The following is a 12,278-nucleotide window of genomic DNA, read 5'->3' on the forward strand; positions in this document are numbered from 1 at the left end:
GCGGCCTGCGACAACGCCTCGGCGTTGTCGGGTGGTTCCATTCTCTACCAGGCGCGATAGCCGACGGCGCCCGCTGATCCGCAATGCCGGATGCGTCCCGCGGGTGCCGATCAGCGTCGGCAATCACCCTCATCATCGCCGACGCGAGCGGCGAATGCGTTTCCGGCGCGTGCGGGTCCAAACCGAGCAGATATCGATCCGAATCGGGGTCCCCGCCGCCAGCGTCCGCCCGCAGCTCCGTGGCCCCGGTAGCCACTGCGGTGGCACCGTCTTCACCGCCCCTCGTCCAGTCCACGGCGATCTCGACCAAGCGGTTGTCCACCGCCGTCCGAACCAGCGGGGTGTCCTCATCGGTGCGGGCGATCTCCGCCTCAATCCGGCCTCGACGATCATCTCGGCCAGCGCTTGCGCCCGCCACAACTCGTCCACCACCGACAACCGGGCACCCGCTGCGGGCCGCCTCCGACCAGCACCACCTGCCCGGGCGCAGCCAGGATCCCGTCAGGTCGGCGATGGCCGGTGGCACCGACTCCGCCGAGAAGAAGGACAGCTGGCTCACAGAAGTGACACTAGGGCAGCCCGAGCGTCCGGAGGTGTTGCCGGGCCGGGGCGCTGTCGCAGGCTCACTGACAGAAGCACCCCGCGTCTTCCGTGACGGAGGACGCGGGGGTGATGGAGGTTTTGGTTGGTCCGCTTCGCTCAGACGGCCCGAACGCCGGTGGCCTGCGGCCTTGGGGCTCTGACCGACCTCGAACTCGACCTTCTGATTCTCTTCCAGGGTGCGGAAGCCGCTACCCTGGATCTCCGTAGTGGACGAACACATCGGCAGAGCCGTCTTCGGGAGCAATGAAGCCGAAGCCCTTCTCCGCGTTGAACCACTTCACAGTTCCTGTGGCATCTCTCGTACTTTCTTCTCTTCTTACCGGGAGCGGTCCACCGACTTCCGGTGTACCGACCTTCCGACCGCCATACCTTCGTGGAGTGCTCGGAACTCGACCCGACCACAACCCTCGCAGGAACCGCGGCCGCAACGACGATCCTGCGAGTGCGAATCCACGAACACAGAAGCTGCGACCGCAAGTAGTCAATCACGTTCGGGGCTGCTGCGACAGTCACGGAGGAATCACGTAGTGAACAATTCACATGCGGGGGATTTCGGCGACATCCGGGAGGGCCGAGGTGACGGATCGGGGTCGGATTTCGGCCGCGAGCTGCTGGCTTGCGCGGTCGACGGCACGGCGGCCGACGAGCACCGCTGCGCCACGTCGCCGACCTGCCGCCGCGCCGGGCACGGACCCGACCGTGGCACTGGGCGGATCCGGACCTGGTGCAGGCTTTCCGCGATCGGGTGTGGTGACCCCGTGGTCGCATCAGGTGGCGGCGGCCGAACTCGCGCGCGACGGCCGCCATGTCGTGAGCACGGGCACCGCGTCGGGCAAGTCGCTGGCCTACCAGCTGCCCATCCTGACGCGGCTGACCGACAATCCGCGGTCCCGGGCGCTGTATCTGTCGCCGACCAAGGCGCTAGGGCACGATCAGTTGCGGTCGGTGGCCGCGCTCACCTCCGCGGTGCCCGGACTCATCGTGTCGCCCCGACCCCTATGACGGTGACAGTCCGCCGAGGTGCGGCGCTTCGCCAGGGAACGGTCGGTGGATCTTCTCCAACCCCGACATGATCCACCTGTCGATGCTGCGCAACCGCCCGCTGGGCGTGTTCCTGAAATCTCGACTACCTCGTGGTGGACGAATGTCATTACTACCGGGGCGTTTTCGGATCCAACGTGGCGATGGTGCTGCGTCGGCTGTTGCGGCTGTGCGCCCGCTACTCGGCAACAGGCACTGACTCTTCCGGGCCAACGGTGATCTTCGCCAGTGCGACGACCGCGCAGCCCGCGATCACCGCCTCGGGTTGATCGGGCAGACGGTGGTGGAGGTGACCGACGACGGGTCGCCCCAGGGGGCGCGCACGGTCGCGCTGTGGGAACCGGCGCTGATGGACGATCTGTTGGGGGAGAACGGCGCTCCGGTGCGTCGGTCGGCCGGTGCCGAGGCGGCACGCGTGATGGCGGACCTGGTCGCCGAGGCGCGCGCATGCTGACGTTCGTGCGCTCGCCGGGGCGCCGAACTCACCGCGCTCGGGCCGGGCGCGTCGCCGAGACGGCCTGGATGGCCGATCAAGTGGCCTCCTACCGGGCGGATACCTCGCGGACCGGCGCGGGCTGGAGGCGCGCTGGCCGACGGCGAACTGCGCGGTGTGGCGACGACGAACGCGCTGGAGCTGGGGGTGGACATCGCGGGCCTCGATGCAGTGGTGCTCGCCGGTTTCCCCGGCACTGTCGCGTCGTTCTGGCAGCAGGCCGGTAGGGCAGGACGGCGCGGCAGGGGCACTGGTGGTGATGATCGCCCGCGACGACCGCTCGACACCTACCCAGGACACACCCGCGGCCCTGCTCGACAAGCCATCGAACGCGTCGTGATCGGCCCGGAGAACCCTATGTCCCCTTGGGCTCCAGCTCCTCTGCGCTGCCACCGAGCAGCCGCTGACGGGGTCGGAGGTGCGGATGTGGAACGCGAGGCGGTGGCCGTGACCATCGACGACGGCCTGCTGCGCCGCCGGCCAGGTGTTGTGGTGATCGGTGGTCGTCGCGGTGCACCGGGTCGGGAGCACGACAAGGGCGTCTACGCGCCGGCCTGGCGGCTGCGCCTGCCCACAGACGCCGAACGGGCAGCAGCCGGATTCCCGAAAGCGATGAGCGGGCAGCCGGTACCCGGAAGTCGCGCTCCGCAGGCGAAAACCACCAAGGCCTAGCCTGCCGGCCCCGCCCTGGCGACTGCCGAGCCGGGCCCGATGCCGCGACCCCGACCGGCGCCTCGCCCTGACCGGCGCCTCGACCACGACGACATCGGATCGTGCACCGAGCACTCCACCGCCGTCGTACCCATCATGGCCGCCAACGCCGGGCCTGCGCGCAGGCCGCTGCACCCGGTGGGAGTAGGCCGCCGCCAACGCGGCGAGGTCCGCGGCCGCCTGCGCACGGTGTCTGGCGATGACGGCCCGCCGATGTGGGCGCCGCCCGCGGTGATCACCACCAGTGCCGCGATCATCGCGGCGGCCACGATCGAGGCCGACCCACGCTCACCGGCCGATGGGTTCGGTTGGCGACCGCACCGGCGCTGATCGAAACCCCGGGTAGCAGGTCGATCTCGCGGTGACAGTCGCCACCACGTAGTAGCCGTCGCGGCGCAGGTGCAGCGCCGCTCCCGGTGGCGCGACCTGGCGTGCTGCCCGGTCAGCGGCTGCGTCGTCGCCGCGCGCGGCCAGCCGTGCCGGGCAGCATCAACGCAACGCACCTGCATGGACACCGCAGTGAGGCCGGCCAGGCAGACGACCAGGATCGCCACCAGCGCGAGTATCGCGAAAGCGGCCTCGGCAGTGGCGGTTCCGGATTCGCCACCTAGACGCTGGTGTTCAACGCCCGGCTGATGATGGTCAGGGCACCGACGATCGAGTCCCCGGTGACGACGGTATAGAGAATGGCCCCGAACGCGGCCGCGGCGATCGTACCGATGGCGTACTCGACGGTGGACATGCCGTCGTCGTCGACGGCCAGCACGATCAGGCGGGCACGCAGGTCCCGAAAGCGTTCTCTGGTCATGGATGTCTCCTTCATCTCTGGTCACAACACTCCTGATTGCAGGATTTCGCCGGCCAATCCGGCGATGACGGGCACAATGCCCAGACACAGGAAGGCCGGCAGATAGCACAGCCCCAGCGGCGCCGCGATCATCACCGAGGCGCGCTCGGCGTTCGCCCGGCGCTGTCAGCGGCGTCACCGCGCAATGCGGCAGCAAGGTCCTCGGTACCCTGTGCCAGCGCGACACCCGATGCCGCGGACCTACGCGCCATCCTCAGGAACGCCTCGGCGTGTTTGTCCACCGGCCCTGACGGATTCGCCCACGCCACGGCAGGGTCTGCTCCCAGGGCCAGCAGATCGGCGGCCCGCCTCAGCAGCACCGCGAGGGCCGCGGGAGCGGACTCGGCGACGCCCGCCGCCGCACTCGACACCGCCATCCCGGAGCAAACACGCCGCAAGGACATCCAGGCTGGACGCGGTTGCGAGCGTCGTCACCGGACGCCTCATTGCGACGAATCCCGTCGTGTTGCAGACCGATCCGCAGCCGAGCGCCGGGGCCCGGGGACAACAACAGCGCCGTCGCGAGAAGGGCTGCAGCCCAGGTCATCTGCTCACGCTCGCGGTTATTCGGTCCGACCAGAGCAGACCACAGCACACCAATCCACTACCGATGATCAGCAACCAGCCGCCCGCCCCTCCGGAGAGCAGGAACCGCAACGGCTCGGCCCCGGACTGCCCCAACAGCACGCCGAGGACCGGCAGCCCGCGAGATCGCGGCGGTGGCGCGGGCACCGGCCATGCCGGCTTCCACGCGCCCCACGAAGCGTGCGCGTTCGGTGATGTCACGCTGCGCGGTCTGCATCAGGCTGGCGATCGCTAACCCATGGGACTGGGCGAGCTCCAGCACACCGCCAACCGTTCCCAGTGGCCGGGTGATGCCGAGCGGAACGCCTCGGCCCTCAGGCCCGCGCCATCGGCTCCCAGCGCGGCCCGCGCGGCAACCGAGCCCAACGACCGGGCGACGCGGCCGTGCGACTCCCTGGCCGCGACACCCATCGCGGCGACCGGATGCGCACCGACACGCAACTCCCCCACCAGGACGTCGAGGGCGGCCTGCAGCGCGGACTCTTCCTGTGTGCGTGCCCGCCTGCGGCGGGTGGCGCGTGCGCGGGCGAGCAGGGTGGCGCCCAGCAGACCGGCCGCCAGGACGGCAGTCCACGGGATCAGCAGCAGCAACGCCGCCCACCCGGCCACCGCGCACGGCACCACGGGAAGGCGCCGGCGGCTCGATACCGTCGGCGTCAGCGCTCGGGCACGCCGCCGCGACGAGACCGGGGCGATCATCACGGCCAGCGCCAGGGCCAGGGCCGCGCCGGTCACATCCGGCCCGCGCGGATCAGATGGTCCAGTGCCTGCGCGCCGCAACCGAAGCCGGTCTCAGCGCTCCAGCAGGAAGTACCGTCACCCGGCCGTCGTCGGCGCGCTGCAACATCCTCGCTGAGGTGGCGGCGTCCCTGATCGCGCGCCACATGCAGAACGACCTGGATCGCCGCCGCGAGCTGGCTGTGCAGCGCGGCTCGGTCGAGACCGCCGAGTGCGGCAAGCGCCTCGAAGCGGGCGGGTACCTCGGCCGGGCTGTTCGCGTGCACCGTGCCGGCACCGCCGTCGTGGCCGGTGTTCAGCGCTGCGAGCAGGTCGACGACCTCGGCGCCGCGCACCTCACCGACGACGATGCGGTCGGGACGCATCCTCAGCGCCTGTTTGACCAGGTCACGGACCGTCACCTCGCCGACGCCCTCGACGTTGGCGCAGCGGGCGACGAGCTTCACCAGATGAGGGTGCCGGGGCGCGAGCTCGGGGCGTCTTCCACGCACACGATTCGCTCGTCGGTGGCGACGGCGCCCAGCATCGCAGCCAACAGCGTGGTCTTGCCCGCGCCGGTTCCCCCGGAGACCACGAACGCCAGCCGGGCGTCGATGATGCCCCGCAGTAGTTCGGCTGCCTCGGCGGCGACGGCTCCCACCCGGCGAGCGCATCGAGATCCTGACTGGCGGGCCGCAGCCCGCAGCGACAGGCACGTACCCGCGGCGGCGACCGGTGGCAGCACCGCGTGCAACCGGATCCTGAGCAGCTGGCCGGGGTGGGCGGGGTCAGATGATCGATCTGACCGTCCACCCAGGGTTGGGCGTCGTCGAGGCGGCGCCCGGCGGTCAGCGCCAGCCGCTGCGCCAACCGGCGCACGGCGGTCTCGTCAGCGAATCGCACCGAGGTCTGTCGCAAACCCCCGCCGTCGTCGACCCAGACAGCATCGGGAGATGTCACGAGTACGTCGGTGGTCCCGGGGCACACAACGGTTCCAGGATCCCCGCACCGACCAGCTCGGTCTGCAACTCACGCAGGCTGCTGAGCACCTCGGTGTCGCCCAGCACACCACCGGACTCGGCCCGGATGGCGGCGGCCACGACGCTGGGCCGCAGTGGTGCCCGCTCGGCGGCGAGTCGCTCGCGGACCCGATCGACCAGCGGCGTGTTCATGCCGCGGATTCCGTCAGATGCCCCAGATGCGGGTTCTGGCTGGCTGATTCCGAGAACCGCGCGGACCGCCGCGGCAAGTGGTGATCGGCGGCGAAGCACCAGGCCACCGCGTTCCAGTCGAGGTGCCAGACCCGGCTCCGGTCGCATCGAGGCCAGCACGGGGAACCCCACGATCCGCGCGACGTCGACCGACCGGAGGCCGCCGGGCGACGGCCCGCGCACCACCACGCCGGTGTTCGGGTTGCCTGCCGATGCCCATCGGGCGGTGGCAGCGGCGGCGGCACACGAGCGCACATCCGCCGTGGTGACCACCACCACGAGGTCCGCAGCGGCCAGCGCCGTCTCCGCAGTGGCCGTCGGTTGGCGGGCGACATCGCAGACGACCGGTACCCCGGCCCTGCTGCCGGCGTCGATCACCGCGGCCAGGGCCGAAGAGCCGATGTGGTTGCTGGCAGCGTCCTCAGACAACACCCGACTTCCCGACAACACACCGACTCCGCGGCACCTCGGCAGCGCGTCACGCAGGGCCGGATAGCTCAGGCGTCCGCCCGCCAGTGACAGATCGGGCCATCGCAAGCCGGGTTCCGCCTCGTTACCGAGCACCAGATCCAGTCCGCCGCCCCACGGATCGCCGTCCACGAGCAGCGATTCGGCCGCCGCCTGCGCCAGCGCGGTGGCGAAAACCGACGCCCCAGCACCCCCGCGACCTGCCAGAACGGCTATCACCGGCCCGCGGATCCCGCTCTGCCCCGGGCTTCTGCGGCGTCGGACAGCGATGCCATCAGAGCCCGTTCCTGTGTGGCAACATCACAACTTGTTGCGCACCAACAGCAACGGCCGCCTCCCATTCGGCCTGACCTGGTTCTGAGCAACTGATCAGCAGCACCGCGCGCGCCGCGGCAGGCCCCGTTGCACGCAGCGCCGGGCGGCACCGACATCCAGAAGGATCGCCGCGGCACCCGTCCACACGCGCAGACTCGAGGATCGTCGGCACGCACCACACGCAGGCCCGCAGCTGCGATGCGGTCGATGTCGGCGTCGAGCGACCGGTCGTCGAGCACGGCCAGAATTCCCGCTGCTGTCGTCATGAACCCAGCGTCGGATGCGGTCGAGTTCTCGGAAAGAGCGTGGCCAAGATCTGTGGATCAACGCCGTTATTTGGACAGCGGACCGGCCGACAACACACCGAAAACGGTATTCCGCAACCTTTTCAGATTCGGGGACCTGTCCGCTTTGCGAAAACACCCCACAAAGGGACGACCCCCGCCAGGGGGGGAGGAGGCGGAGGTCGTCGTGTATCAGCCCCGGGGGGTCGGGCTGATGCACACCCGGCATAAGCCGAGTGATGCCCACTATACACACGCGAGAGTGCACCAGCGCAAGTACCGAAACCCGGCGATGTCGGCCGAGACCAGGAAAAATAACAGTCCCAGACACGTGTCGTGAACTGCCAGTTTGTACGATCTGTCACGATCTGTCACGCGCGGCCCTCTATGCTGGCGTTGTGACCTCATCCCGGCGGCAGGGGTGGGCCCACCCCCCGGGAAGCCGGCCTCATCGGAGCGCCCCATTCGCACCGCGGCGTTCTTCGATCTGGACAAAACCGTGATCGCAAAATCCAGCACTTTGGCTTTCAGCAAACCCTTCTTCAGCCAGGGGCTAATTAATCGACGGGCCGTGCTGAAGTCGTCGTACGCGCAATTCCTTTTCCTGATGTCCGGTGCCGATCATGACCAGATGGACCGGATGCGCTCCTACATCACGAACATGTGCACCGGATGGGACGTCGAACGATCAAGTCGATCGTCGGCGAGACCCTGCACGACATCGTGGATCCGCTGGTCTTCGCCGAAGCGGCCGAACTCATCGCCGACCACAAACTCTGCGGTCGCGACGTGGTCGTCGTCTCGGCATCCGGCGAGGAGATCGTGGCACCGATCGCCCGCGCCCTGGGCGCCACCCACGCGATGGCGACCCGGATGGTCGTCGAGGACGGCAAGTACACCGGCGAGATCGCGTTCTACTGCTACGGCGAGGGCAAGGTGGAGGCCATTCGCGCCCGCGCCGCCCGCGGGTTACGCGCTCGAACATTGCTACGCCTACTCGGACTCGATCACCGACCTGCCGATGCTCGAAGCCGTCGGTCATCCGACGGTGGTCAATCCGGACCGGGCGCTGCGCAAGGAAGCGACTGCGCGCGAGTGGCCCGTGCAGACCTTCACCAAGCCGGTGTCGCTGCGCGACGCATTCCCGCCCGTCCGGAGCGGCGGTGGCCACGACGGCTGCCGTCGGGGTCAGCGCACTGGCCGCCGGCGCGTACACGCAGATTCGCGTTCTGACTTCGCGTTCTGACTTCGCGTTCTGACCCAACCCTGCCGCGCAGTAGCCGGCGTTGCTGTCGTAACGATCCGGATTCCGACCGGTTTTGCCCTTGCTGTGACTGGGGTCACGTAGTACAAAGGAAGCACGGAAGCCGGGTGAGGCCAGGTCGAGCCGGAAGAGAAGGCTCGTATCTCCCGATCCCAGCTCCCCAGCACGGGTCCGGAACCCGCGGAGCACATACCGCGAAATAGGTAAAAGTGTTGCGGGCCTGCGGAATTACGAAGAACGGACGACCACGACAGCCCTTTGGGTGGGGTTGCAGTCGTAGCGCTTCGTGAGAACGCCGAGGCCAACCCACGCAACCCAGACAAGCACGCTTGGTAACCGGAATTCGTGCTCGCGGGCGGCGATCCGAAGTATTTTCGAATTACTTCGGGCGCCGCCCGCCTCGTTTTGCTGGCCCGCCTGCAACCGGTATCAGCCCGAGGCCGACTGCGCGATGGACAACGCCTCGCGGGCGCCGGCATGCAGTGCCTCGCTGCTGAGCACCAGCCACGCCGTCAGCCCCTCCGCGGTTCCCGACGCGAAACCTCGGGCAGCTGCCTGGTAGTCGCCCGAGCGGCGCATCCAGTGCACCTCGGGTACCCCGAGGCCGTGCGGGTCGAGCCCGCTGGCGATCGTCACCAGCCTCGACACCGCGCGGGCCACCACGCCGTCGGCGGTGCCGAACGGGCGCAGGGTGAGCAGTTCCCGTGCCCGACGGCCGCCAGCACCGTGGCGGGTACCCGGGTGGCGCTGGTCATGACGTCGGCGAGCAACTCGAGTCGCCGGCCGATGTCGGCGTCGGCGCGCGGCCGTCCGAGGCGGTCCGCCTCGACCAGATCCGTCGCCGCGAGCGCATGCAGCTTGGCGATGGCCTGCAGCGGCGCCCGCCGCCACACCCCCACCAGCGCTCCTTCACCGCCTTCGAGCGCCTCGGCCACCCAATGCGCCGGCGAGCACCGGGTCACTGCCGGCATCGTCCGCCGCTGCGGTGGCGAATTGGAGCGGTCCGCCGTCGAGCACCGACGACGCCCTGGCCGCCCGCAACGACGCCTCGGCTGCCGATTTCGGCCAGCCGCGTAGATTGGTCCGATGCCGGTGAGCCCGACCGAGCGCCTCGCGCGCCTCGTCGCCGCCTGGACGACGCCGGGGAGCCGGGACAACGGCGCCAGGAGGTCGCCGGCCGCCCGCCGTCGGCCGTCATCTGTGCTCACCACCGGTCACGCCCGCACGCTAGTCGACCACTGGACCCGCCAGCCATCACGTTCATCGCACGGCAGGCGCCGTCTACAGCCGTACTTGTGAGTTGCCAACGCTGATGCAACCTTCGGTGACTACCCTCACAGTCATGACCGAGACGCACGCCGAAGTCCAGTCTTCGTACCCCCCGGCCCCCGAGTTCGCCGAGAACGCCAACGCGACAGCGGCGTTGTACGACGCGGCGGAGGCCGACCGGTTGGCATTCTGGGCCGACCAGGCCAACAAGCTGAGCTGGGACACCGTTCGACGAAGTGCTCGACTGGTCCGAGGCGCCCTTCGCGAAATGGTTCGTCGGCGGCAAGCTCAACGTCGCCTACAACTGCGTCGACCGTCATGTCGAGGCCGGCAACGGTGACCGAGTCGCGATCCACTGGGAGGGTGAACCGGTCGGCGACGCTCGCGACATCACCTACTCCCAGCTCAAAGACGAAGTGTGCCAAGCCAACACGCTCGCCGAACTCGGCTTGCGATCCGGTGACCGGGTCGCCATCTACATGCCGATGGTGCCGAGGCCATCATCGCGATGCTGCCTCGCGCGCGCCTGGGCGCGATGCATTCGGTGGTGTTCGCCGGATTCTCCGCCTCGGCGCTGAAGGCCCGGATCGAGGACGCCGAGGCCAAGCTGGTGATCACCAGCGACGGTCAGTTCCGCCGCGGCAAGGCGGCTTCGCTGAAGGCCGGGGTCGACGAGGCGATCGAGGGCCTCGGTGACAACAGTCCCGTCGAGCACGTACTGGTGGTGCGCCGCACCGGAATCGACGTGCCGTGGACCGAGGGCCGCGACCTGTGGTGGGACGAGACCGTCCCGAAGGCCTCCACCGACCACGAGCCGGAGGCGTTCGACTCCGAGCATCCGCTGTTCCTGCTGTACACCTCGGGAACCACCGGCAAGCCCAAGGGCATCATGCACCCTCGGGCGGGTATCTGACGCAGGCGGCGTACACCGTCTACAACGTCTTCGACGTCAAACCGGACTCCGACGTGTACTGGTGCACCGCCGACATCGGCTGGGTCACCGGACACACCTACATCGTGTACGGACCGCTGGCCAACGGTGTCACGCAGGTCGTCTACGAGGGCACACCGGCCTCACCCGACGAGCACCGCCACTTCCAGGTCATCGAAAAGTACGGTGTGACAATCTATTACACCGCTCCCACGGTGGTGCGCGTTCATGAAGTGGGGCCGCGAGCTCGCCTTCGAACACGATCTGTCAAGCGTCCGGTTGCTGGGCTCGGTGGGTGAGCCGATCAGAGCATGGCGGTGGTACCGCCTGGTGTTCGGCAGCGACAAGACGCCGGTCGTGGACACCTGGTGGCAGACCGAGACCGGGGCGGCGATGATCTCACCGCTGCGGGGTGACCGACTGCAAGCCGGGATCGGCGATGCGCCCGCTGCCGGGATCTCCGCCAAGATCGTCGACGACGACGGCAAGGATCTCGAGCCCAGCCCCGACCACGGCGAACACGTCACCGGCTACCTGGTGCTCGACAAGCCGTGGCCGGCGATGCTGCGCGGCATCTGGGGCGATCCGGAGCGGTTCAAGGAGACCTACTGGTCGCGGTTCGCCGAGCAGGGCTGGTACTTCGCGGGTGACGGCGCCCGGTACGGCAGCGACGGCGAGATCTGGGTGCTGGGCCGCATCGACGACGTGATGAACATCTCCGGCCACCGGATCTCCACTGCCGAGGTGGAGTCTGCGCTCGTCGGACACTCCGGGGTGGCCGAGGCGGCCGTCGTCGGCGCCACCGACGAGCACACCGGTCAGGCGATCTGCGCCTTCGTCATCCTCAAGTCCCACCACGCCGAGATGTCACACGAACAGATGGTGGACGAACTGCGTTCCGAGGTGGCCAAGGAGATCTCTCCGATCGCCAAGCCCCGCGAGATCCACGTGGTGCCGGAGTTGCCCAAGACCCGAAGCGGCAAGATCATGCGCCGGTTGTTGCGTGACGTGGCCGAAGGCCGCGAGCTCGGCGACACCTCGACACTGGTCGATCCCAGCGTGTTCGAGGCGATCAGGGAGAGCAAGTAGCCTCAGGCCGCCCCCACCGGCACAAAACCGCTGCCCGGCCGTCCTTTGGCGGTGATGTCGGCGAGTTGGGTGTTGAACGACATCGTGACCGCCGGGGTGTGCAGCGGGATGAACTTGATCACGCAGGTCGGCAGCTCCTCGGAGAACGCCCGTGAATCATGCCGACGAGCCTGTTGTCGACTGTGACCGGCGCCCGGAGTCGCCGGGCTGCCCAGACCTGGTTGACGATCGTGCCGGGCTCCTCACCCGGCCCCCAGGTGACCCCACGAATAGCCGGTGGTGCGGCCGAGCTTGGGCCACGTCGCCGAACGCGGGATCCGGCCCGAGCCCGTCGATGCGGAACCCGTTGACCGAACTGGTCGGGATGACCTGGCCGGTCGAACTCGATCACCGCGTAGTCCAGGCCGTCGTTGCCTGCGACCATCGTGCCGACGACGCCCGCGCTCTCGT

At 69.0% G+C, this 12,278-nt stretch carries 6 protein-coding genes and 11 pseudogenes; 6 read left to right on the top strand and 11 right to left on the bottom strand.

Annotation, left to right across the window (positions count from 1 at the left end; translation table 11 throughout):
* Positions 1-5: 5 nt before the first annotated feature.
* Positions 6-559 (bottom strand): annotated as a pseudogene (locus tag G6N53_RS29675) (hypothetical protein); the annotation flags it as partial.
* Positions 560-699: 140 nt separating this feature from the next.
* Positions 700-884: pseudogene (locus G6N53_RS29680) on the bottom strand (cold-shock protein).
* Positions 885-1,163: 279 nt separating this feature from the next.
* Here G6N53_RS29680 and G6N53_RS29685 point away from each other — a divergent pair.
* Positions 1,164-2,620, top strand: a pseudogene (locus G6N53_RS29685) (DEAD/DEAH box helicase); the annotation flags it as partial.
* A gap of 228 nt (positions 2,621-2,848) precedes the next feature.
* On the top strand, positions 2,849-3,178 hold the full coding sequence (locus G6N53_RS29690; RefSeq protein ID WP_163896455.1) for a hypothetical protein: 330 nt from the start codon (positions 2,849-2,851) through the stop codon (positions 3,176-3,178).
* Here G6N53_RS29690 and G6N53_RS30370 read toward each other — a convergent pair.
* The 7 genes and pseudogenes from G6N53_RS30370 to ssd form a co-directional block, all read right to left on the bottom strand.
* Positions 3,102-3,414 (bottom strand): annotated as a pseudogene (locus tag G6N53_RS30370) (TadE family type IV pilus minor pilin). The gene G6N53_RS29690 and the pseudogene G6N53_RS30370 overlap by 77 nt on opposite strands.
* A gap of 41 nt (positions 3,415-3,455) precedes the next feature.
* On the bottom strand, positions 3,456-3,656 hold the full coding sequence (locus G6N53_RS29695; RefSeq protein WP_163896456.1) for a DUF4244 domain-containing protein: 201 nt from the start codon (positions 3,654-3,656) through the stop codon (positions 3,456-3,458).
* Between the two features lie 21 nt (positions 3,657-3,677).
* Positions 3,678-4,242: pseudogene (locus G6N53_RS30685) on the bottom strand (type II secretion system F family protein).
* A pseudogene (locus G6N53_RS29705) lies at positions 4,239-5,015 on the bottom strand (type II secretion system F family protein). Before G6N53_RS29705 ends, G6N53_RS30685 begins: the two co-directional pseudogenes overlap by 4 nt.
* Complete coding sequence (locus G6N53_RS30750; RefSeq protein ID WP_443093879.1) at positions 5,012-5,464, bottom strand: ATPase, T2SS/T4P/T4SS family; 453 nt, start codon at positions 5,462-5,464, stop codon at positions 5,012-5,014. The pseudogene G6N53_RS29705 and the gene G6N53_RS30750 overlap by 4 nt, the downstream one beginning before the upstream one ends.
* Positions 5,461-5,742 carry an ATPase, T2SS/T4P/T4SS family gene (locus tag G6N53_RS30755; RefSeq protein ID WP_443093880.1) on the bottom strand — a complete coding sequence of 94 codons (282 nt, stop codon included), beginning with the start codon at positions 5,740-5,742 and terminating at the stop codon, positions 5,461-5,463. Before G6N53_RS30755 ends, G6N53_RS30750 begins: the two co-directional genes overlap by 4 nt.
* Positions 5,743-6,184: 442 nt before the next feature.
* A pseudogene (gene ssd, locus G6N53_RS30700) lies at positions 6,185-7,257 on the bottom strand (septum site-determining protein Ssd); the annotation flags it as partial.
* A gap of 424 nt (positions 7,258-7,681) precedes the next feature.
* Here ssd and G6N53_RS29720 point away from each other — a divergent pair.
* Positions 7,682-8,534, top strand: a pseudogene (locus G6N53_RS29720) (HAD-IB family hydrolase).
* A 434-nt stretch (positions 8,535-8,968) separates the two neighbouring features.
* Here the strand turns inward: G6N53_RS29720 and G6N53_RS29725 are convergent.
* Positions 8,969-9,747, bottom strand: a pseudogene (locus tag G6N53_RS29725) (Fic family protein).
* A gap of 297 nt (positions 9,748-10,044) precedes the next feature.
* Between G6N53_RS29725 and G6N53_RS30705 the strand changes: the two are divergent.
* The 3 genes and pseudogenes from G6N53_RS30705 to G6N53_RS30715 all read left to right on the top strand — a co-directional run bounded on the left by G6N53_RS30705 (position 10,045) and on the right by G6N53_RS30715 (position 11,828).
* A pseudogene (locus tag G6N53_RS30705) lies at positions 10,045-10,721 on the top strand (AMP-binding protein).
* 53 nt (positions 10,722-10,774) lie between these two features.
* Entirely contained in the window at positions 10,775-11,038 is a 264-nt protein-coding gene (locus G6N53_RS30710; RefSeq protein WP_371870902.1) for an AMP-binding protein, read from the top strand.
* Entirely contained in the window at positions 10,968-11,828 is an 861-nt protein-coding gene (locus tag G6N53_RS30715) for an AMP-binding enzyme (protein ID WP_371870903.1), read from the top strand. The genes G6N53_RS30710 and G6N53_RS30715 overlap by 71 nt, the downstream gene beginning before the upstream one ends.
* Before the next feature lie 2 nt (positions 11,829-11,830).
* Here G6N53_RS30715 and G6N53_RS29735 read toward each other — a convergent pair.
* Positions 11,831-12,278 (bottom strand): annotated as a pseudogene (locus G6N53_RS29735) (chymotrypsin family serine protease); the annotation flags it as partial.

Source organism: Mycolicibacterium hippocampi (genome assembly GCF_010723735.1).
Taxonomy (GTDB): domain Bacteria; phylum Actinomycetota; class Actinomycetes; order Mycobacteriales; family Mycobacteriaceae; genus Mycobacterium; species Mycobacterium hippocampi.

Coding starts and splice junctions, on each gene's coding strand:
- G6N53_RS29695 (WP_163896456.1), bottom strand. CDS start 3,656: ATGACCAGAGAACGCTTTCGGGACCTGCGTGCCCGCCTGATCGTGCTG.
- G6N53_RS29690 (WP_163896455.1), top strand. CDS start 2,849: ATGCCGCGACCCCGACCGGCGCCTCGCCCTGACCGGCGCCTCGACCAC.
- G6N53_RS30715 (WP_371870903.1), top strand. CDS start 10,968: ATGAAGTGGGGCCGCGAGCTCGCCTTCGAACACGATCTGTCAAGCGTC.